Annotated in this window: 18 protein-coding genes and 1 tRNA gene; 7 read left to right on the top strand and 12 right to left on the bottom strand. The window is 62.0% G+C overall.

Annotation, left to right across the window (positions count from 1 at the left end; translation table 11 throughout):
• The first annotated feature begins 32 nt into the window (after positions 1-32).
• Together ACGKZZ_RS10260 and ACGKZZ_RS10255 are read left to right on the top strand one after the other, a co-directional pair.
• Positions 33-749 (top strand): tyrosine-protein phosphatase, encoded by a 717-nt coding sequence (locus ACGKZZ_RS10260; RefSeq protein ID WP_411223473.1) that lies wholly within the window; start codon positions 33-35, stop codon positions 747-749.
• The gene (locus ACGKZZ_RS10255) at positions 746-2,491 is read left to right on the top strand and encodes an ABC transporter ATP-binding protein (protein WP_411223472.1); all 1,746 of its coding nucleotides are present in this window, start codon (positions 746-748) and stop codon (positions 2,489-2,491) included. The genes ACGKZZ_RS10260 and ACGKZZ_RS10255 overlap by 4 nt, the downstream gene beginning before the upstream one ends.
• On the opposite strand, the gene ACGKZZ_RS10250 is transcribed toward ACGKZZ_RS10255, so the two are convergent.
• The gene (locus ACGKZZ_RS10250; RefSeq protein ID WP_411223471.1) at positions 2,488-2,802 is read right to left on the bottom strand and encodes an arsenate reductase family protein; all 315 of its coding nucleotides are present in this window, start codon (positions 2,800-2,802) and stop codon (positions 2,488-2,490) included. The genes ACGKZZ_RS10255 and ACGKZZ_RS10250 overlap by 4 nt on opposite strands.
• Positions 2,803-2,819: 17 nt before the next feature.
• Positions 2,820-3,725: a LysR family transcriptional regulator gene (locus tag ACGKZZ_RS10245; RefSeq protein ID WP_411223470.1), complete on the bottom strand. Its 906-nt coding sequence runs from the start codon at positions 3,723-3,725 to the stop codon at positions 2,820-2,822.
• A gap of 95 nt (positions 3,726-3,820) precedes the next feature.
• Here ACGKZZ_RS10245 and metF point away from each other — a divergent pair, with 95 nt between their 5' ends.
• A complete protein-coding gene (gene metF / locus ACGKZZ_RS10240) occupies positions 3,821-4,687 on the top strand; it encodes a methylenetetrahydrofolate reductase [NAD(P)H] (RefSeq protein WP_411223469.1) in 867 nt (288 codons plus the stop codon).
• A gap of 20 nt (positions 4,688-4,707) precedes the next feature.
• Here the strand turns inward: metF and ACGKZZ_RS10235 are convergent, their stop codons facing one another.
• Positions 4,708-4,923, bottom strand: coding sequence for a hypothetical protein (locus ACGKZZ_RS10235; protein ID WP_411223468.1), 216 nt, complete (start codon positions 4,921-4,923; stop codon positions 4,708-4,710).
• A 120-nt stretch (positions 4,924-5,043) separates the two neighbouring features.
• Here ACGKZZ_RS10235 and ACGKZZ_RS10230 point away from each other — a divergent pair, with 120 nt between their 5' ends.
• Positions 5,044-5,304 (top strand): DUF2312 domain-containing protein, encoded by a 261-nt coding sequence (locus ACGKZZ_RS10230; RefSeq protein ID WP_247080943.1) that lies wholly within the window; start codon positions 5,044-5,046, stop codon positions 5,302-5,304.
• Between the two features lie 24 nt (positions 5,305-5,328).
• Here ACGKZZ_RS10230 and ACGKZZ_RS10225 read toward each other — a convergent pair whose 3' ends face one another.
• Positions 5,329-6,210 carry a hypothetical protein gene (locus ACGKZZ_RS10225; RefSeq protein ID WP_411223467.1) on the bottom strand — a complete coding sequence of 294 codons (882 nt, stop codon included), beginning with the start codon at positions 6,208-6,210 and terminating at the stop codon, positions 5,329-5,331.
• A gap of 147 nt (positions 6,211-6,357) precedes the next feature.
• On the opposite strand from ACGKZZ_RS10225, the gene ACGKZZ_RS10220 reads away from it, so the two are divergent.
• Positions 6,358-6,433: transfer RNA gene (locus ACGKZZ_RS10220), tRNA-Thr, on the top strand.
• A gap of 93 nt (positions 6,434-6,526) precedes the next feature.
• Positions 6,527-8,038: a malonate--CoA ligase gene (locus ACGKZZ_RS10215; protein WP_411223466.1), complete on the top strand. Its 1,512-nt coding sequence runs from the start codon at positions 6,527-6,529 to the stop codon at positions 8,036-8,038.
• On the opposite strand, the gene ACGKZZ_RS10210 is transcribed toward ACGKZZ_RS10215, so the two are convergent.
• The 6 genes from ACGKZZ_RS10210 to ACGKZZ_RS10185 form a co-directional block, all read right to left on the bottom strand.
• Positions 8,025-11,060 (bottom strand): efflux RND transporter permease subunit, encoded by a 3,036-nt coding sequence (locus tag ACGKZZ_RS10210; protein ID WP_411223465.1) that lies wholly within the window; start codon positions 11,058-11,060, stop codon positions 8,025-8,027. The two genes, ACGKZZ_RS10215 and ACGKZZ_RS10210, sit on opposite strands and share 14 nt — an antisense overlap.
• Positions 11,061-11,070: 10 nt before the next feature.
• Positions 11,071-12,102, bottom strand: coding sequence for an efflux RND transporter periplasmic adaptor subunit (locus ACGKZZ_RS10205; RefSeq protein ID WP_411223464.1), 1,032 nt, complete (start codon positions 12,100-12,102; stop codon positions 11,071-11,073).
• Between the two features lie 201 nt (positions 12,103-12,303).
• Positions 12,304-13,800: a TRAP transporter large permease gene (locus ACGKZZ_RS10200; RefSeq protein WP_411223463.1), complete on the bottom strand. Its 1,497-nt coding sequence runs from the start codon at positions 13,798-13,800 to the stop codon at positions 12,304-12,306.
• Entirely contained in the window at positions 13,797-14,372 is a 576-nt protein-coding gene (locus tag ACGKZZ_RS10195; protein WP_411223462.1) for a TRAP transporter small permease, read from the bottom strand. Before ACGKZZ_RS10195 ends, ACGKZZ_RS10200 begins: the two co-directional genes overlap by 4 nt.
• Before the next feature lie 24 nt (positions 14,373-14,396).
• A complete protein-coding gene (locus ACGKZZ_RS10190; RefSeq protein ID WP_411223461.1) occupies positions 14,397-15,425 on the bottom strand; it encodes a TRAP transporter substrate-binding protein in 1,029 nt (342 codons plus the stop codon).
• A 94-nt stretch (positions 15,426-15,519) separates the two neighbouring features.
• Complete coding sequence (locus ACGKZZ_RS10185; protein ID WP_411223460.1) at positions 15,520-16,251, bottom strand: SDR family oxidoreductase; 732 nt, start codon at positions 16,249-16,251, stop codon at positions 15,520-15,522.
• Positions 16,252-16,456: 205 nt separating this feature from the next.
• On the opposite strand from ACGKZZ_RS10185, the gene selD reads away from it, so the two are divergent.
• Positions 16,457-18,625 carry a selenide, water dikinase SelD gene (gene selD / locus ACGKZZ_RS10180; RefSeq protein ID WP_411223459.1) on the top strand — a complete coding sequence of 723 codons (2,169 nt, stop codon included), beginning with the start codon at positions 16,457-16,459 and terminating at the stop codon, positions 18,623-18,625.
• Here the strand turns inward: selD and mnmH are convergent.
• Together mnmH and ACGKZZ_RS10170 are read right to left on the bottom strand one after the other, a co-directional pair.
• Positions 18,607-19,662, bottom strand: coding sequence for a tRNA 2-selenouridine(34) synthase MnmH (mnmH, locus tag ACGKZZ_RS10175; RefSeq protein ID WP_411223458.1), 1,056 nt, complete (start codon positions 19,660-19,662; stop codon positions 18,607-18,609). The two genes, selD and mnmH, sit on opposite strands and share 19 nt — an antisense overlap.
• 6 nt (positions 19,663-19,668) lie before the next feature.
• Positions 19,669-20,244 (bottom strand): membrane integrity-associated transporter subunit PqiC, encoded by a 576-nt coding sequence (locus tag ACGKZZ_RS10170; RefSeq protein ID WP_411223457.1) that lies wholly within the window; start codon positions 20,242-20,244, stop codon positions 19,669-19,671.
• Between the last annotated feature and the right edge of the window lies 1 nt (position 20,245).

The raw sequence follows: 20,245 nt of genomic DNA, 5'->3' as shown, positions 1-20,245 counted from the left end.
TCTACATCCGCGCGAGACGTGAAGGGGACCGGATGCTGGGACGGCTTTGGACTAAGATTGAAACTGCGGAGCGCAAGCTGCGCCGGTCGTTCGGGAAAGACATCACCGATCCCGGCCAGCGTCGCTGGTCGCGGTTTCACTATCATGTCTTCGATCACGCGTTTCTGCGCACCTTCTGGACCAATTTCTTTGAGATCGCGCCGGGTGTCTACCGCTCGAACCAGCCGACCCATGCGCGATTTGCCAAGTACAAGGCGATGGGCATCGACACCGTGGTGAACCTGCGCGGCGAAGACAAATACGCCCATTACCTGTTTGAGAAGGAAACCTGCGAAGCCTTGGGGCTGACCCTGCTCAACGCCAAGCTCTGGGCGCGCAATGCCGCCAGCCGCAAGCGGATCGTGCATGTCATCGACACGCTGAGACAGGCGGACAAGCCTTTGGTGTTTCACTGCAAATCAGGCGCGGACCGCGCGGGATTCGTGGCCGCGATGTATCTGATGGTGTTCGAAAACCAGCCCGTCGAAGTGGCGCGCAAACAGTTGTCGCTGAAATACATTCACCTCGATTTCACCGCGACGGGCGTGCAGGATTATATCCTTGACGTCTACGCCGCCCGCACCGCCCGCGACCCGATCGGGTTCGAAAACTGGATTCGCACCGAATACGACGCCAAGGCCATACAGGCGGGCTTTGACCGGCGCACTCCGGCGGCGCAGCTGACGTTGCCCGCGCCCGAGGCATCGTGAGCGACACAGCCATCAATCCGCGCGGTCTGCTGGTCTGGGTCTGGCGCGGCTACCTGTCGAAACACTGGCGGCTGTTGATTGTCGCGATGCTTTTCATGGCGATGGAAGGCAGCATGTTCGGCGCGCTTTCCTACATGATGAAGCCGATGTTCGACCGCGTGTTCGTCGGTGGGCAATCGGATGCGATTGTCTGGGTCGGGTTGATCTTTCTGGCCATCTTCATGGTGCGTGCAGTCGCCAGCGTCGTGCAAAAAGTGCTTCTGACGCAGATTTCGCAGCACTCGGTCGCCGACATCCGCCAGGATCTGCTGGCGCATCTGATGGTACTCGACACGAGCTATCACCAGACCCATTCGCCGGGATATCTCATGCAGCGGGTCGAGGGTGACGTGGACGCGATCAGCAAGGTCTGGCGCACCATCATCACCGGTGCCGGACGCGATGTGATCGCCCTGCTGTCATTGTTCGCAGTCGCGATCACCGTCGATTGGCGCTGGACACTTGTGGCACTTATCGGCGCGCCAGTTCTGATCGCGCCGTCGATCATCCTGCAGCGCTACGTGCGCAAAAAGGCCCGCCGCGCGCGGGACGTGGCCGCCAATCTGTCGGTACGTCTGAACGAGGCGTTTCACGGCATCGTTCCGGTCAAGTTGAACGCGCTGGAGCGGTATCAATCCGAGCGCTACCGAACCCTCACCGACGAGCGTGTGCGGGTCGAGACACGCACCGCTCTGGGTCAGGCAACGATCCCCGGCATGATCGACATCATGGCCGGTCTCGGTTTCATGGGCGTGTTGTTTTATGGCGGCAACGAGATCCTGTCGGGTGAAAAGACCGTCGGAGATTTCATGGCCTTTTTCACTGCCATCGGTCTTGCCTTCGAACCGCTGCGCCGGCTTGGAAACGTTGCGGGCGTCTGGCAGGTCGCCGCGGCGGGGATCGAGCGTATTCGCCAGATCCTGGAAACCGAACCCGAACTGCGCAGCCCCGCCAGCCCCAAGGCGCCACCATCCGGCATACCTGATGTGGTACTTGAAGGTGTTTCGCTAAACTACGGTGATAAAAGGATTTTGAATGAGTGTTCATTCACCGCAGACGCCGGATGCACCACGGCGCTTGTCGGCCCGTCAGGCGCCGGCAAATCCACCATTTTCAACGTTCTGACCCGCCTTGTTGATCCCGATACAGGCTCGGTGCAGATCGCGGGTGTGCCGGTCGCCGACATGGACCTGGCGGCCCTGCGCGGCATGTTCTCGGTGGTGTCGCAGGAGGCGCTCCTGTTCGATGACACGGTTCTGGAAAACATCCTCCTGGGGCAGGACGATGTCTCCGAGCGGGAGTTGAAAGATGCGCTGGACGCCGCGCATGTGTCGGATTTCCTGCCGCACCTGTCGAGCGGATTGAACACGCCTGTCGGTCCTCGCGGTTCGGCCCTGTCCGGCGGCCAACGCCAGCGCGTCGCAATTGCACGCGCCCTGTTGCGCAACCGCCCGATCCTGTTGCTAGACGAGGCGACATCAGCGCTCGACACCGGGTCGGAAGCCAAGGTTCAGGCGGCGTTGGACGAATTGTCGAAAGGCCGCACCACGCTGGTGATCGCGCACCGCCTGTCCACCATCCGCGACGCACACAAGATCGTTGTCATGGATCAGGGACGCGTCGTGGAACAGGGAAGCCATGACAGCCTGCTGGCGCAGCGCGGAATCTATGCCGCCCTGCACCAGATGCAGATGCGCGACTAAATTCCCAGCTTGGACTGCGTCGCTGCGCTCCAGCCAAGGTGAAGCGCGTAACCATTCACGATCAACGGCCGTTTCATCAGTTTCGGGTACGCGCTCAACAGCGTTCTGGCGTCCTGATCGCGCTCGTCGGCGTCCAAGCCGCGCCATGTCGTCGACTGTTTGTTCACCAGCGCGTCGCCGAACTGTGCATATGCCCGGCGAAGGATGTCTGGCGGCACCGGTGTTACCGACACGTCGCGCAATTGCGCGTCCGGCAATGCTTTCACTGCTTTGCGGCAGGTATCACAGTTTTTCAGCCCATAGAGAATCAATGCCTGTCCTTTCCTGATTATGCCGCCTGCAACCGCTGCGCCTCTTGGCGGGCCAGGCGGATGAGATCGGCGACAAAGGGCTTTTCGGTGTCCGCGCTGCGCGTAGCAGCATAGAGGCTCCGCGTGATGCCGCTCTTCGTCAATGGGCGGGTGACATAATCCGAGTTGTATTTGACCTCGCGCACAACCCAATCAGGCAAAACCGACACGCCCCGGTTCGACGCCACCAAAAGCAGAATCACCGCCGTCAATTCGACCTGCCGCACGGAAGCGGGCTCTACCTTGGCAGGAATCAAAAGCTGGCTGAACACATCGAGCCGCGCACGTTCCACTGGATAGGTGATGAGCGTTTCGGCGCGAAAATCCTCGGCCTCGACAAAAGGTTTCGCTGCCAGGGGATGTGACGATGCTGCAACGAAAACCGCATTGTAATCAAAGAGATCACTGAAGGTGACGCCGGGAAGATCCTCGGGGTCAGAGGACACCACAAGGTCCACTTCCTCTTTTTGCAAGGCTGGCAGCGCGTCAAAGGCAAGGCCCGGACGGATATCCACATCCACATCCGGCCAGCTTTTGCGAAACGCCTCCAGCACCGGAAACAGCCACTCGAAACAGGCGTGACATTCGATGGCGATGTGCATCCGCCCCGACGATCCGCCGCGCAGCCCGTCGAACTCTGCCGCCAGCGCCTCGACCTGAGGCAGCACCTGATTGGCCAGCCGCAAAAGCCGCATTCCCGCCGCCGAAAGCCGCATCGGCTTGGATCGCCGCACAAAGAGTTCAACGCCAGCCTGATCCTCAAGCGCCTTGATCTGATGGCTGAGCGCGGATTGCGTGATGTTCAACTGGTCAGCCGCCCGTGCCACGCCACCATAGTCGTGAATGGCCTTGATCGTGCGGAGATGACGAAATTCGATGTGCATTATCAACCGCTCTCATATTGGTGATTAGATTTATGAGTTTGTCTCACAATGCTGCACATGCAACAAGAGTGAGAACACCACCAAGGACTGCGAAAATGACAGCACCGGCCATCTCATTCGAATTCTTCCCCCCGCAATCTCTGGCGGCCTCGTTCCGCCTGTGGGACACGGTTCAGGCTCTGGCCCCGTTGCAACCCCGCTTCGTATCGGTGACCTATGGCGCCGGTGGCACCACCCGTGACCTGACCCGCGATGCCGTTGCGACATTGCACAAATCCTCCGGCCTGCCGGTTGCCGCGCACCTGACATGCGTTGATGCAACCCGCGAAGAAACTCTTGGAATCGCCCGCGATTTCGCGGCGGCGGGTGTAAAAGACATCGTTGCCCTGCGCGGCGACCCGCCCAAAGGCTCTGATGGCTTTGTCGCTCACCCCGACGGGTTCGCGTCGAGCATCGAGCTTATCGAAGCCCTGCGCGACGCCGGCGATTTCAACATCCGGGTCGGAGCCTACCCAGACATTCACCCCGAAGCCAAAGACGCGCAAGCCGATGTGACCTATCTCAAGCGCAAGTTCGACGCCGGTGCGTCCGAAGCCCTGACCCAGTTCTTCTTTGAGGCCGAGACGTTTTTCCGCTTTCGCGATGCGTGCGAAAAAGCCGGCATCGACGCGCCCGTCATTCCGGGCATCCTGCCGATCGAAAACTGGAAAGGCGCTGCGCGCTTTGCCAAGAGTTGCGGCACCCACATTCCGGATTGGGTAGTCGATGCGTTCGAAAAGGCAGAGCGGGATGGCCGCGAAGATCTCCTGGCAACCGCGATCTGCACCGAGCTGTGCTCGGACCTGATCGACGGTGACGTTGACAGCCTGCATTTCTACACGCTCAATCGCCCCGAACTGACGCGCGATGTGTGCCATGCCTTGGGAGTCACACCGAAGGTCGGCCTCAAGAACGTCGCCTGACGGGATTTGCCTGAACGCGCCTAGCCCAGGAAGATGCCCAGAATCACCATCATCAGGCCGAGCACCGAGATAAACAGCGATGCGAGATTGATCGGCATGACCTTTTGAACGGCGGCACGCAACGCGTCGTCGCTCAATCCCGCCTTGCGCGCCCTGGCGACGCGAAAGATGCAATAGACCAGACCGCAAAGCCCCAGAAACGACAGCGTCGCGCCCGACCAGATCAGTAAGTCCATTCGCGGCCTCCAAGCCTTTGGGTTTCACGCGGCGGTAATTCATCGCCCGCGCCGTGACAAGCCCTTGAAGGCGCCCGCGCCCGCCGCTACGACATCGCTCAAACCTCAAGGAGCATCCAGATGGACGACAGCGCAATCGAAGCCAACTACCGCGTCACCGCAGATGAACTGCGCCAGTTCATCGAACGGATCGAACGGCTGGACGCCGAGAAGAAAGACATCGCCGAGCAGCAAAAAGAGGTGATGGCCGAAGCCAAGGGCCGTGGCTATGACACCAAGGTCATGCGCAAGGTGATCGCGTTGCGCAAGCGCGAGCCTGACGACATCGCCGAAGAGGAAGCCGTGCTCGACATGTATAAAGAAGCTCTCGGAATGCAATGATCGCGGTGTGCGATCCCGCAGCTTTCAGGGTGTGATCACGGTCACACCCGGCATCCGGGCGACAGCGAACATGTCGTCGTCATAGCGATCGCTCATCTCCTGCACATATTCTTCGTCCCAGCCGGGCAAATCCAGCTCATCCTCGACCTTGCTCTCGTCGACATATTTATCCAGAAACGCCACCATAATGCGCCGGATCTGGATCTCCGTCATGTCGGGCCGATCTGCCAGATAGGTGCGAAACCGGTCCATCCCCTCTTGCGTCATGATATCGGCGAGCCGCGAATATGCGCCGATGATCGGGCGGGTCGCATCAAGCCCGGTGATGTCGCGCACCAACTGCCCCCAGATCAACGGACTGTCCTCATCGCACCAGACGGTGATCGGAACACCCGGCACGGCATCGGCAATCCGAGCGATCAAATCCGACCAGCGCAACTCCGCCGGACCCATCCCGTGCAGAACATCCTCGAGCTGCGCGTGCGGCGTCGAGTGCAGCAGCGCCGGCAGAAACGTCGCCGGATTGCGCACCGCGATGAACACCTCCAGCTCGTCCTCGGCGAACATCTGGCGCAAGGTTCGCAGCCGTTGCTCCGCCTTGCGATAGGCCACGCCGCCCTGAAACGCGATCTTCGGAACCGAAAACAGGTTCTCATGCGACAGGATCAGGCGATCCACATGCCCGACATCCTCGTCCAGCACCGCGTCCAGAAGAACATCACCCGCACCCGGCGCGGGCATCCCACCGCCCAGCGCGTTCAGCATCTCCGACATCAGTTTGCGGTATTTTCCGGGTCCGGGAATCGCCACACCCAAGGGTCGCAGTCCCTCCCGATTGCGCAACAGTGTCCGCAGAAGGCGATCGGCATCGGTCTCGTGAAGGCCTGTGTGTAAGGCGATTTGCATCCGGCTTCGAACTTTCCTGCAAGTCTCGCCCCAATACAAGCGCGGCGCGAGCGATGCAAACCGCCTTTACCTCGACGCCCGAAATCAGGATTTTCACCAGATTGCCTCTTGCACAGACGCGCCACACTCAGTAATCACACCGCCGAAGCCCCTATAGCTCAGCTGGTAGAGCAACTGATTTGTAATCAGTAGGTCCGCGGTTCGAGTCCGTGTGGGGGCACCATCTCTTAATCATTATCCGGTCCGCGCTCCTGTAAATCGGGTTGCACCTGTCGGCGGCCGCGCTATCCCGGTTCCAGGATCAGGAGGCTGCCGCGTGACCAATATCCTTTATGACGCTCTGATTGCGCCACATGCGACGAATGACGCCGCGTTTCTGGTTCAGGATGATGGCTCGGTCGTGACTTATGCGCAGTTTGTGCAACGGACGGCGCAGATTGCGCAGGTGGTGACGGCACACGGGGTTTCGCCCGGTGACAGGGTTCTGGTCCAAGCGCCGAAACTGCTCGACACGCTCGCGCTCTATGGCGCCGCGGTTCAGGCAGGGGCGGTCTATCTGCCGCTCAACACCGGCTACACCCAGACAGAGCTCGACTATTTCATCACCGACGCTGCTCCGGCCCTCATCGTCTGTGATGCACGCGACGAGGCCATGATCGCCGCCTTGCCATCGGCGGCCGGCGCCACGGTCCTGACACTCGCGGGCGATGGAACCGGCAGCCTGTCTCGCGCCGCAGATACGCAACAGAGCGTGTTCGAAACCGTGCCGCGTGGACCGGACGATCTGGCCGGGCTCCTCTACACCTCGGGCACCACCGGGCGCTCGAAAGGTGCGATGATGTCGCACAGGAACCTGCTCAGCAACGCGACCGCGCTCGTGGATCTCTGGCAAATCACCAAGGATGATCGGCTGATCCACGCGCTGCCGATTTTTCATACCCACGGATTGTTCGTTGCGATCAATACCAGTTTTCTCGCGGGAGCCGAAGTGCGCTTCATGGAGCGTTTCGATCTGGAAATGATCCTGCAGGAGGTGCCGAAATCCACGCTCATGATGGGCGTGCCAACCTTTTACACCCGCCTGTTGAACGATCCGCGGTTCAACCAGGATCTGACGCGCAACTTTCGCCTGTTCATTTCGGGCAGCGCACCGCTTCTGGCGGACACCCACATCGCGTTTCAGACGCGCACCGGCCATCAAATTCTGGAGCGCTATGGCATGACGGAAACCAACATGATCACCTCAAACCCCTATGACGGGGATCGGATCGCCGGCACTGTCGGGTACGCGCTGCCGGGCACGGAGGTTGCAATCACCGATCCCGACACCGGTGCCCCCGTGCCGACGGGTACAATCGGCATGATCGAAGTGTGCGGCGAAAACGTGTTTCAGGGCTATTGGAACCTGCCTGACAAGACGGCGCAGGAACTCCGCGATAGCGGGTATTTCATCACCGGAGATCTTGGTGTGATGTCGCAAGACGGACGGCTGAGCATCGTCGGACGCCAGAAAGACCTCATTATTTCGGGCGGTTACAACATTTACCCCAAGGAAATCGAGGACGTTATCAACGCCGTGGATGGCGTGCTTGAGAGTGCCGTCTATGGTGTGCCACATGCAGAATTCGGCGAAAGCGTTGTCGCTGCCGTGGTGCTGGAACCCGACAGCGCGCTGACGCCGCAAGACCTCGCGGCGCAGATCGAACCCCGCCTTGCGCGGTTCAAGCACCCGCGCCGCTATGACATGCTGGATGCCCTGCCGCGCAACACGATGGGCAAAGTGCAAAAGAACCTGTTGCGCGCCGGGCAGTCCGCTAAGCGGCAGTAGTCTGCGCGCCGCGCATGAAAAATGCGTAATAGAACACCGGGGCCGCCACCAATGTCAGCACCGATGCAAAGGCCAATCCGCCCATGATGGTCACCGCCATCGACTGAAAGAACGCATCCCAAATGAGCGGCAGCATCCCCAGAATGGTCGTTGCCGCAGCGAGGATCACGGGGCGCAAACGCGATGTGGATGCCTCCACGATCGAATCGATTAGCGATTGTCCGGGCTTTTCAGCACGCACGATGTCGATCTCTTCAACCAGCACGATGCCGTTCTTGATGAGCATCCCCGAGAGCGACAACAGCCCCAGCAGCGCGGTAAAGGTAAACGGCAGGCCGCTGCCCAGCAACGCCAGGCTCACACCGTTGACCGACATTGGCACCAGCAGCCAGATGATCAGCGGCTGGCGCAACGCGTTGAACAGCAGGATCGAGATCAGCACCATGACCAGCAGGCTGAGCGGCAACTGCCGCCCAAGGCTCGCTTGCGCATCGGTCGAGCTTTCGAGTTCGCCGCCCCATTCCATCTTGTATCCCGCCGGCAGGGGCATCGTTTCGATCGCATCCTGCACTTCTGCCTGAACCTGCGCCGCGGTCATACCTTTCGCGATATCCGCGCCGACGGTGATCGTCAAAAGCCGGTCGCGGCGCATCAGCAGCGTGTTTTGCGAATCAAAGGTAAGACCGTTCGTCACCTGTTCCAGCGGCACGAAACTTTGCGCGTTCTGCGAATACACGACGTGATCGGTCAGCGCGAGATCCGCGTTGGGATCGGCGCGCAGGATGATCGGAATCTGGCGTTCGCCTTCGCGGTAAACGCCGGCATTGATCCCGGTCGTTGCAAAGCGCAGAATGGTGGTGATGTCATCGCGGGTGATCCCGGCCTCTTGCGCCCGGTCCGTCGCATAGACGGGGCGCAGCACCTGTTCCTGTTCGCGCCAGTCAATGCGCGGCGCCACGATGTTGTCCGACGCCGCCTCAAGGCGCGCCATCGCCTGATCGGCCAGATCGCGCAGCACTTCCGGGTCCTGCCCCGAAAACCGCGCCTGGATCGGATCCCCGCCACCGGGGCCGAATGCGAGCCGCTTGGCGCGGAATTCGCCGTGCGGCAGGGTTTGCGCGGCAAAGGTCTCAAGCCCGGCGATCAGCGGCGCGATCTGCTCGATAGTCTGCGTGCGCACGATGACATGGCCATAGCTCGGGTTGGGGTCTTCGGACTGGTAGGTCAGCATGAACCGGTCCGCGCCCTGGCCCACGAAGGCCGTCGATGACACCACATCCTCCTGCTCTGCCAGCCAGCGCTCGATCACCGCAAGATCGCGCGACGTTTCGGAGATGGAGGCACCCTGCTCGAGTTTGTAATGGACGAAAAAGAGCGGCGTATTGCTGTCGGGAAAAAACTGTTGCTTGATCTGGCCGAACAGCATGAAACACACCAGCGTGATTGCGACAAGGCCAAGGATGACCGCCCACCAGGCCCGCAACGCGATGCGCAGCACCCGCGCATAAAGTCGAAACAACGGGCCACCATAGGCGTCGATGCCGCCTTCCGCGCCTTGCTTGAAAAAGTAATGCCCCAAAAGCGGCGTCACCGTCAGCGCCAGAATCCACGACAAGAGCAGCGAAATGCCGATCACCGCGAAAAGCGAGAACAGAAATTCCCCGGTTGCATCCGGGCTCAGCCCGATGCCTGCAAATGCCATGATCCCGATCACCGTCGCACCGAGCAACGGGATTTGGGTTTTGCTCGCCGCTTCATCGGCCGCCGCGCGCGAGGGTTTGCCCCGCAACATCGCGATCTGCATGCCCTCGGCCACCACGATGGCGTTGTCCACCAGCATGCCCATCGCGATGATCAATGCGCCAAGTGAAATGCGCTCCATTTCGATCGCGAACAGCGCCATGAACAACAATGTGCCCATCACTGTCAGCAAAAGCGTGACACCCACCACAATCGCCGCGCGCCAGCCCATGAAAAGCGCCAGAACCACCACCACAATCGTCACCGACATTGCAAGGTTCAGCATGAAGGCGTTCGATGCCTCCTCGACAACCACATGCTGCTGGTAGATCGGTTGCAATGCGATTCCGATCGGGATTCGCGACGCCAGTTCAGCCAGTTTCGCATCCGCGCGTTTGCCGACATCGACAATGTTCTCCGCTGCGATCCCGGCGATGCCGACGGTAAACGCTTCCACCCCGTTGTGCCGGATGATCAGGTCCGGCGTCTCCTCGCGGGCGCGGAACACATTGGCGAAATCGAACAGGTTGAGCACTTCCCCGCCCACCCCGACGGTCAATCCCGCGATCTCCTGAACGCTGTCGCTGCCTTTGGGCCCCTGGATCAGGGTGCGCCCCTCAACGCTCTGGAGAGAGCCGCCGTCGACCACCGAATTGGCATTGGCCAAGGCCGCCTGAATGGCCACCGGCGGCACGTTCAGGTTTGTGCTCAACACAAGGTCCGGTTCGACGAAAACCACCTCGTTGGGCACCCCCGACAGACTGACATCAGCGACGCCCGGCACCGTCAGCAACTCGCGCCGCAGAAATGTGGCAAGGTTGTTGATCTCGGCATCCGTGAACCCCGGTGCCGTCACCGCATAGTAAATGCCGAACACGTCGCCGAACCCATCGTTGACAAACGGCTTTCCCACCCCGACGGGCAGTCTCGCGCTGTTCACCCGATTGCGCAATTTTGTCCAGATCTGAGGCAGTTCGGAACCATCGAACTGATCCTTCATGTCAACCGTGATCCAGGACAGCCCCGGCTGGTTCATGGACCGCACTTCCTTGACCTCGGACATCTTCTGGATTTCCGACTCGATCGGATCCGAGACTTCGCGCGCGACCTGCTGTGCTTCGGCGCCCGGGTACTCGGTGATCACAACCGCGGTCTTGATCGTGAACGCAGGATCTTCCAGACGTCCCAGCGAAAAGAAGGCCCAGATCCCGCCCAGAAGAGCGCCGAGGATGATGAGCCATGTGACGATGGGGCGGTCGATCGAGGCTTTGGCGATGTTCATGTCAGATCACTCAATTCGCAAAGCCCGAGAACCGCTGAACGCGGTCTCCATCCGCCAATTGAGTCGCCCCGCTGGCGACGATCTCCTGACCCGGCTCCAGCCCCTCGATCACACGCACCTGTCCCGAAAGCCCCGGAGCGATCTTGATGGCGTGTCGCGTCACGGTCCCGTCCGACGCGCCCACGGGTTCAAACAGCATCACGTATGTGCTGCCATCATTGCCGGTCACCACCGCCGAGGCCGGTATCTGCAACTCCGACGCGCCACGATCGACCTTGGCAAACACGGTGATGGACGATCCGGGCAATACGTCGTGATCCTCCGGCGGGGTCATGCCCAGAGTGATGCGAAAGGTCTGTCCGATATTGGATGTTTCCGCCTTGTATTCGCGCGGGCGCACCGCAAACCGTTCGTCGCTTGTGGGAAATTGCGCCCAAAGCTCGGTTCCGGCGTTGCGCCCGGCCGATTGAAACAGGATTTCGGGCACGTCGATTTCGATCCGAAGGTCGGACATGTCATGGAGCCGGACAACCGGCGTTCCGGCAGCGATGGTCGAAAAATTCGCAACATTGCGCGACGCGACAAGCGCATCGAAGGGCGCATGAAGTGTGGCGTTTCTCAGCGACCGTTCCGCCGTCTGCACCGCAATTTCAGCCAGCTTGGCCGCCGTGACCGCATCATCCACAGACACTTGGCTGACCGTGCTGCCGCTCAATTTCTCCAGCCGCTCGAGGTTGCGTTCGGCCTGTTCTTTCTGCACACGCGCCTGCTCGAGCGCCAGTTCGAACGGCTCAAGATCAAGCTGCGCCACAACCGTCCCTTTCGCAATTCTCTCACCTTCGATCACGGGCAATTCAACGATCTGCCCCGCCACCTGAAACGCCAGATCCACCGTCTCTTTCGCGACCGCGTTACCGAAAAACTGGCGCGTGACGTCGCCGTTCACCGGCTGCACTTCGATGATCTTGGCGAGCCGCATGTCCTGGGCCTGTGACAGCCCGGGCACAGCCAGCAAAAACAGCACTCCGATGATGCGGAACATGAACATTCTCCGGTTATCCTCGCAAATGCGGGCGAACCAACCAAGACGCCGCCCGCAGTGATGCAATCGAGCGCCGATATAAAGCAATCGGGTCAGGTTACACCCCCTAAAAACTGTGCGTCATATGCCCCCTTTTGTGCAAAGCTGCCGTGCTTGATGGCACGCAAAAGGTTGACGCTTCGTCAATTCGGCTGAAAAAACCTAGACCATCCAGACCAATGTGATCGCGGGAAAGAGAACCAGCAGGATCACCCGAACGACATCAGAGGCAACAAACCAAAGCACCGCTTTATAGGTTGCCGTCATCGGCGTGTGGCGGTCCATCGAATTGATGATGAACAGGTTCATCCCCACCGGCGGCGTGATCAGGCCCACCTCGACGACGATCAGCACAAGAATCCCGAACCAGATCGCCACCCGTTCGGCCTCTGCACGCTCGGCCATGGCCTGACTCACCCGTATCCCAAGCGCGTCCATCTGGGCACGGCTGAGCTCGGCACCCGCCGCAATCGCGCGCTCGATGCTGGCCAGCATGTCCTGTCCCAAACCCGTCGGAACCCCGTTCGCCAGCACCTCGCGGGCCGCATCCGCCTGCATCACCGCCAGATCGACAAAGCCGAAATCCAACATGGAGATCACCGGAAAGAAGATCGGCACGGTCAACAGGATCATCGACAGGCTGTCCATCAGACAGCCGAACACCAGATAAAACAGCAGGATGAGGGTCAGAACCGTCAATGGCGCAAACTGCATCTCCACAACCCATTGCGCGAGGGCTTGCGGCACCTGCGTCAACGCCAGAAACCCGTTATAGAACGCCGCTCCCAGAACGATGAAAAAGATCATTGCGGTGCTGATTGCGGTGGCGATCAGGCTTTGGGAAAAGCGCGGCCAGTCAAGGCTGCCCGAGATCAACGCAATCATCCCCGTTCCCGCCGCCCCGACAGCCGCGCCTTCGGTCGGCGTGAACCAACCCGCATAGATGCCGCCCACGACAAGCGCAAAGACCACCAGAACCGGCCAGACCCGCGACGTGGCGCGCCAACGCTCACCGTATGGCGTGGCCGCGCGCCGGCCTGCCTCTTCTGGATGACGGCGCACATAAAGCGCGATCGTCAGCATGTATCCCAACGCGGCCAGCACTCCGGGAAGCACTGCGGCCAAAAAGAGCGTGGCGATGTTCTGCTCGGTCAGAATGGCATAGATGACAAGGATCACCGAGGGCGGGATCAGAATACCCAAAGTGCCACCCGCCGCCAGCGTGGCCGTCGAAAACCCGCCCGAATACCCGTTCCGGCGCAGTTCCGGCAGGGCTACCCGGCTCATCGTTGCCGCCGTGGCCAGAGAGGATCCGCAGATCGCTCCAAACCCGGCGCAGGCCCCGACCGACGCCATCGCAACGCCGCCGCGGCGGTGCCCGAGCCAGCTTTCCGCCGCCTTGAAGAGCGCCTGCGACAGGCCAGACAGGGTCGCAAACTGCCCCATCAGCAGGAACATCGGAATGATCGACAGCGAGTAATTCGAAAAGGTCGAGTAGACCTCGGATTTGAGCTTGGCCAGCACCACATCAGGACTGCCCAGCGCCAGCCAAAGGCCGCCCATGCCGCACATCATCATCGCCAGCCCAATGGGCGCACGCAGAAAGATCAGCACAAGCAGCACCGGAAACGACCAAAGCCCCAGTTCAAGCATGCTCATCCAGTTTCGGCCCCGCCTGCGGGCAGGATCGACCGTCCGGTCAGCGCGAAAACCACCCTGCCCCACGCACAATAAATCGCCGTCACAGATGCCACAACCGCTGCCGCAAGGCTTGCCGCATAGGCCCACCAGACCGGAAACTGCAGCAGGAACGTGGTCTCCTGATTGGCGAATTTGTCCATCATTCCAACGCTTAAGCGCCAGGTGACGAGCAGGATCACCAGCGCCAGCAGCCCTTCCCAGAACGCCACCAGCCACGCATTGGCGCGCAAGGGCAAACGGTCGGTGAACACGTTCACGGTGGCATGCCCGCCATGCAACTGGCACACCGGCAAAAACGCAAAGATCGCAAAGGCCACACCGGCCTCCACCAATTCGAAATCCCCACTCACCGGGCCGACGCCGGTGGAGAGCAGCGCATCCGCAAGCCCCTGTCCCAGCCAGTCGGAATACCCCAGAGTCACAAGCCCCCGGCCAAGCACCGACACGCAGGTCAGCACGACCAGCCCCACCAGAACGATGCCGCCGATCAAAGCCGCGACACGTGCCGAGAAATGGATCGCGCTATGCATGTCGCGCAGGCTCCGGACCGTCGATCACTCGCTGTGCTTGGCGACAAGCTCTTGCGCCCGCGCAATCAGCGCGTCGGCATCAATGCCCTTCTCGGCCATTTCGCCTTTCCACTGCGCAATGGTGCTTTGCGACGCATCGTGCCACAGCGCGGCGTCCTCACCGCTGATCGTGATCACGCGATTGCCCAGATCCAGTGCCGCCTCGCGTGCCGGCCCGTCGTCGAGCGCCATCTGGATACCCGCCTGCCGCGAAAACTCGAGGCCGGAATTGGCGTCGATCACAGCGCGCAGATCCTCGGGCAGAGCGTCGTAGGATGCCCGGTTCATGGCAAAGAGGAACGGCATCGTGTAGAGCGCCGGCCCTTCGAATTCCGTGTGGTTGTCAACCAGTTCCGCCGCTTTCAGCGCTCCCGTCACCTCCCACGGGATCACCGCGCCGTCGACCACGCCCTTTGACAGCGCTTCAGGCAGCGCAGGCACCGGCATGCCCACCGGCGTGGCACCCAAATTGCCCAAAAGCATGTTGGTCACCCGTGTGGGCGCGCGCAGCTTGACACCGCGCATATCGTCGGGGACGGTGATCGGCTCTTCGGAATGGATCACACCCGGCCCGTGCACCCAGACACCGAGCAATTTGAAATCGGCATATTCGGCCCGCACGTCCTCGTCTTGCGTCATCTCCCAAAACGCCGCCGACGCGGCACCCGCGTCGCTCACGGTAAAGGGCAGCTCGAACACTTCGGATCGCGGAAACCGCCCCGGCGTGTATCCCGCCACCGTCCAGATGATATCGGCGACGCCATCGATGGCCTGATCGATCAGCTGCGGCGGCGTGCCGCCAAGCTGCATCGACGGGAAATGCTGGATTTCGATCCGCCCGCCCGATTCCTCCATCACCCGATCGGCCCAGGGCTGAAGGATGTTCTTGGGCACATTGGCTTGTGCGGGCAGGAACTGATGCATCCGCAACGTCACCTCTTGCGCCACCGCGCCCCCCGCCAGACATGCCAGCGCGGACATGCCCGCCAGTTTCAAAAAGGCCCGTTTGATCATCCTGCCGTCTCCTTGCTGTGTGCGCCGATGTGCAATGCGCAGAATCGTGTGGCGCGTATAAACGCACAATGGCCCTCTTGGCACCCAAAAGCGGTTATCCGCGACCAATATAAGGCATTTTTGTCGCCATCACCGTCATGAACTGCACATTCGCGTCCAGCGGAAGCCCTGCCATGTGCAGCACCGACGACGCTACATGCGCCACATCCATCACCGGTTCCACCTCAGCACCCGACGCCTGCGCCTGCTTGCGCAGCGACGCCACGATCTCGGTGCTGGCATTGCCGATGTCGATCTGACCGCAGGCAATATTGAACGGCCGTCCGTCCAGGGAAATCGACCGCGTCAATCCGGTGATCGCATGTTTCGTCGCCGTATAGGGCGCGGACCCCCAACGCGGCACATGGGCCGAGATCGACCCGTTGTTGATGATCCGCCCACCTTGCGGATCCTGCCGCCGCATCCGCGCAAATGCGGCGCGCGCGCAGATGAAACTGCCCGTCAGGTTCACATCCACGCAACGCCGCCAGTCGGCCACCGCGAGGTCGTCGATCAAAGCTCCGAACACCCCCACCCCGGCGTTGTTAAACAGCGCATCCAGTCGTCCCCACGTTGCGCTCACCGCATCGAACGCCGCATCGACCGCGCCTTCATCGCTCACGTCGCACGGCAAGACCAGGGCACCGTCATGCCCGGCCGCAGCCGCCTCCAACGGCTCCGCCCGACGCCCGATCAGCCCGACGCGCCAGCCGGCCTGCAAGAACGCCTCCACACAGGCCTTGCCGATCCCGCTTCCCGCCCCGGTGATGATGATCGTCCTGCCCATGCCGCGCCCTGCCCTTCTTCTTGCCCGAAATATCCCGGGGGAGTCGCCGCACGCGGCGACGGGGGCAGCGCCCCCAACCCGTTCCATCTTCAGAAAGGTTCTGGACAATCACGCCGCGAACGGCAAGCCCCGGCGCGGCCGCAACGTCACATGGGATCGCGTGGCGACGCATGATAGAGCCGTGGCGAACCACCGGAGGTCACAGATGCACCAGCTCCCCCTGCCACTCACACGCGATCTGGTCCTGATCGGCGGCGGGCACACGCATGCTCTGGTGCTGCGCAAATGGGCGATGAACGCCCTGCCCGGCGCCCGTCTGACGCTGATCAATCCCGGACCGACGGCGCCCTATTCCGGCATGTTGCCCGGTTTTGTCGCCGGCCATTACAGCCGCGACCAACTCGACATCGACCTTGTGCAACTGGCCCGCGCCGCAAACGCCCGCCTCATCATCGGTGCTGCCACCGGCATGGATCTCGACCGCGGCGAAATCACGGTCGACGGGCACCCGCCGGTCGGCTTTGACGTGGCCTCGATCGATATCGGCATCACGTCGGACATGCCGGACATGCCGGGTTTCGCCGAACACGCGATCCCGGCCAAGCCGCTTGGACCCTTCGCCGCAAGCTGGGACAGATATCGCTGCAAGAGCGGCCGCGCATCGGTTGCCGTCATCGGTGGCGGTGTTGCGGGGGCCGAACTGGCGATGGCGATGTCTCACGCCTTGCAAAGCCGAAACCGCGAAGCCGAGGTGCACCTGATCGACAACGGCAAAGCGCTCTCGACCCTGCCTGCCAAAAGCGCGACCCACCTGCGCGCGCGGCTCGGCGCACTCGATGTGACGCTGCACGAAGATGCGCGCATCACGCATCTGAGCGACACCTCTCTGCACTTGGCCGACGGCACCGCGCTCAGCGCCGAATTCATCACCGGAGCCGCTGGCGCGCGACCCTATGGCTGGCTCTCTGATATCGGACTGAAAACCGAACGCGGCTTCGTCACCGTAGACCCGCATCTGCAAAGCAGCGATCCGCGTGTCTTTGCCGTCGGGGATTGCGCCCATCTCGCGTTTGATCCGCGCCCCAAGGCGGGCGTTTACGCCGTCCGCCAAGCACCTGTCCTGACCAAAAACCTGCGCGCCGCGCTTGCCGGGGGGAAAATGGCTTCCTACAGCCCGCAAAAGGACTACCTGAAACTCATTTCCACCGGCAGCAAGACCGCGCTCGGAGATCGCTTCGGGCTCACCTTCACCGGCGCTTGGGTCTGGCGCTGGAAGGATCATATCGACCGCAAGTTCATGGGCAAATTCAACGACCTGCCAACCATGCCGACGCCCGCCCTCCCTTCGCCGCGAGCTCAGGGAATGGACGACGCCCTCGGCCCCAAACCACTCTGCGGCGGCTGCGGTGCCAAGCTCGGGCGCGACGCGTTGGGCGATGCGCTGTCAGCCCTTGCACAGCCACACCGCGCCGATGTGACGATGTTGCCCGGCGACGATGCCGCCCTGCTCACCACGGGAGGCACGAAACAGGTGTTCACCACAGACCACCTGCGTAGTTTCTGGCCCGACCCTGCCGTGATGGCGCGCATTGCCACGCATCACGCGCTTGGCGACATCTGGGCGATGGGGGCCAATCCGCAAGCCGCAACGCTGTCGCTCACCCTGCCGCGGCTGTCCGATACGCTGGCCCGTCGCACGATGGCCGAGATCCTGTCCTCCGCCGAAGAGATCCTGCGCGATGCGGGCGCGGATATCGTCGGCGGTCACAGCACCATCGGCGATGAATTGACCATCGGTCTGGCGCTCACCGGCTTGTGCGACACCGCCCCGATCACCCTTTCGGGGGCAAAAGACGGCGCCGCATTGATCCTGACCAAACCCATCGGAACCGGCATCATCATGGCCGCCGCCATGTCGGGCAACGCCAAGGGCGCGCATGTCGCAGCGGCGCTCGACGCCATGCAACAAGGCCAAGGCCCCGCCGCCCGTATCCTGCGCGGCTCGGCACAAGCGATGACCGATGTGACCGGCTTTGGGCTCGCAGGCCACCTCGCCAATATCTGCATCGCGTCAAACCTTGCCGGCACGCTCACGCTGGATCAAATCCCCCTGCTCGACGGCGCAGAGGCGCTGTCCGAGAAAGGCGAACACTCATCCCTCTATCCGAGCAACCGCGCAGCTTTCGGCTATATCGAGGACACGCCCCGATCTCGCGCCCTGTTTGATCCGCAAACCGGCGGCGGTTTGCTTGCCGCCGTGCCAGCGGATCAGTCAGAACACCTGCTCGCGGCGCTGCAAGAGACCGGATACCCAAATGCGGCGATCATCGGCCATCTGCACGACGGCCCGGCCGGTCACATTTCGATCGACTGAACCGCTTCGGCGATCTGTTCGGCCACTTGATCCAGATGCGCAGGCGTCAACCCTTCGGCCTCGATCCGCGTCAGAACGGTCGGCGCGGTCGCCTTCATCGACTTGGCATAGGCCAGATCGTAATGGTCTTCCATCAAGGACCGGACCAGCCCGCGCCTGTCGCCTGCCGCGCTCAATTCCGACCAGCGCGCGACCAGCGCCTCGCTGCGATGCGCCTTCAGCGGCGCCAGTTTGGCCTGCAACCCGGCCTCGTCTCTCAGGATATCGTCATAGGCCCGCACCAGATATTCCGTGCGCGCCGCGATCGGGGCCGACAGTTCAATCCACGGCGCGCGCTTCATTGCGCCCCAAAGGCTGGGGGGAATCAACAGATCACCGATCTTGCTGCTTTCCGCTTCCACCAGCACCGGGCGCGCAGGGTCAAGCCGGCACAACTGACCGGCCAAGGCACTTTCAAACGCCTTTTGCGACGGCTGGCCACCCATATCGCCCAGCAACGATCCGCGATGATTGGCAAGCCCCTCAAGGTCGATCACCTGAACCCCGCGCGCTGCAAGCAGGGGCAAAAGCTCGGTCTTGGCCGTCCCGGTATAGCCGCCAAGCTGCACGATCCGGTGCGCCAGCACGTCGCGGTGCAGCATGTCCACAACCAACCGGCGGTAGGTCTTGTACCCGCCCTCGATCAGATCGGCCCGCCAGCCGATTTCCGACAACAGCCACGCAAACGATCCTGACCGCTGGCCGCCGCGCCAGCAATAGACCAGCGGCTTCCAGCCCCCTTCGTGATCTGCCAAAGCGCCCTCGATATGCGTGGCCGCATTGCGAAACACCAGCGCCGCGCCCAGTTTGCGGGCGTCAAACGGGCTGACCTGCGTATACAGCGTGCCGACGCGCGCGCGCTCTGCATCATCCAGCACCGGCAGGTTGATCGCGCCGGGCACATGGTCTTCGGCAAATTCCGCCGGGCTGCGCACGTCGATCACCGTGTCAAAGGTGTGATCCAGCAGATCAGCCAGCGATGTCGGGGCCCATGCCATGACCCGCTAGCGCAGCAGACCGATCAATTCATCCGCCAACGCCGCCAGCGCGCGGCCCTGCGCCTCTGTGATCGCCGCCGCCGAAATCTCGGTCACCGGCACCGCGATGGCGAACCGCTCGACCCGTTCGCGCGGGCGTCCGTCCACGCCGCTGACCGCCGCCTGTCCCGTCACCTCGAACACGCCGGACGCGCGCGCGATCATCTTGTTGATCCGCACATCCATTCGCGCCGACGGCCCGTCCCGCAAGGGCCACGGCTCTGCCGCAACCGTCGCCGAGCTGCGCTCGTCCAGCAATTGCGCCAACGTGCCGGTCACCGCGCGCTCGGGGTCATCGGCCCAGATCGCATCGCCGACGGGGCGCAACGCGCCGTCTTCGCCCATCAGCAACACGTCCGATCCCGACGCGTGACCCGGCAGGCGGACATCGCGCAATTCGATCGTGCGCACCGATACACGTGTTTCGCCCGGTGCCACCACCATCGGCGCGTCGATCAGATACCTTGCTTTCTCGGCCGATCCGCAAGCAGCCAGAGGCAACACCACAACCAGTCCCAACGCACGCCAGTTCAACAGAAACATC

It is taken from the genome of Marivita sp. S2033, assembly GCF_046592965.1.
In the GTDB taxonomy this organism is placed as follows: domain Bacteria; phylum Pseudomonadota; class Alphaproteobacteria; order Rhodobacterales; family Rhodobacteraceae; genus Marivita.
Note: the sequence above shows the minus strand (reverse complement) of the source record. Positions and strands in the feature narration are given on the sequence as shown.

Bases quoted from the DNA above. Each gene is read 5' to 3' on its own strand.
- ACGKZZ_RS10170 (WP_411223457.1), bottom strand. From the start codon at position 20,244: ATGTTTCTGTTGAACTGGCGTGCGTTGGGACTGGTTGTGGTGTTGCCT.
- metF (WP_411223469.1), top strand. From the start codon at position 3,821: ATGACAGCACCGGCCATCTCATTCGAATTCTTCCCCCCGCAATCTCTG.
- mnmH (WP_411223458.1), bottom strand. From the start codon at position 19,662: ATGGCATGGGCCCCGACATCGCTGGCTGATCTGCTGGATCACACCTTT.
- selD (WP_411223459.1), top strand. From the start codon at position 16,457: ATGCACCAGCTCCCCCTGCCACTCACACGCGATCTGGTCCTGATCGGC.
- ACGKZZ_RS10190 (WP_411223461.1), bottom strand. From the start codon at position 15,425: ATGATCAAACGGGCCTTTTTGAAACTGGCGGGCATGTCCGCGCTGGCA.
- ACGKZZ_RS10185 (WP_411223460.1), bottom strand. From the start codon at position 16,251: ATGGGCAGGACGATCATCATCACCGGGGCGGGAAGCGGGATCGGCAAG.
- ACGKZZ_RS10235 (WP_411223468.1), bottom strand. From the start codon at position 4,923: ATGGACTTACTGATCTGGTCGGGCGCGACGCTGTCGTTTCTGGGGCTT.
- ACGKZZ_RS10230 (WP_247080943.1), top strand. From the start codon at position 5,044: ATGGACGACAGCGCAATCGAAGCCAACTACCGCGTCACCGCAGATGAA.
- ACGKZZ_RS10205 (WP_411223464.1), bottom strand. From the start codon at position 12,102: ATGTTCCGCATCATCGGAGTGCTGTTTTTGCTGGCTGTGCCCGGGCTG.
- ACGKZZ_RS10210 (WP_411223465.1), bottom strand. From the start codon at position 11,060: ATGAACATCGCCAAAGCCTCGATCGACCGCCCCATCGTCACATGGCTC.
- ACGKZZ_RS10195 (WP_411223462.1), bottom strand. From the start codon at position 14,372: ATGCATAGCGCGATCCATTTCTCGGCACGTGTCGCGGCTTTGATCGGC.
- ACGKZZ_RS10200 (WP_411223463.1), bottom strand. From the start codon at position 13,800: ATGAGCATGCTTGAACTGGGGCTTTGGTCGTTTCCGGTGCTGCTTGTG.
- ACGKZZ_RS10225 (WP_411223467.1), bottom strand. From the start codon at position 6,210: ATGCAAATCGCCTTACACACAGGCCTTCACGAGACCGATGCCGATCGC.
- ACGKZZ_RS10245 (WP_411223470.1), bottom strand. From the start codon at position 3,725: ATGCACATCGAATTTCGTCATCTCCGCACGATCAAGGCCATTCACGAC.
- ACGKZZ_RS10260 (WP_411223473.1), top strand. From the start codon at position 33: ATGCTGGGACGGCTTTGGACTAAGATTGAAACTGCGGAGCGCAAGCTG.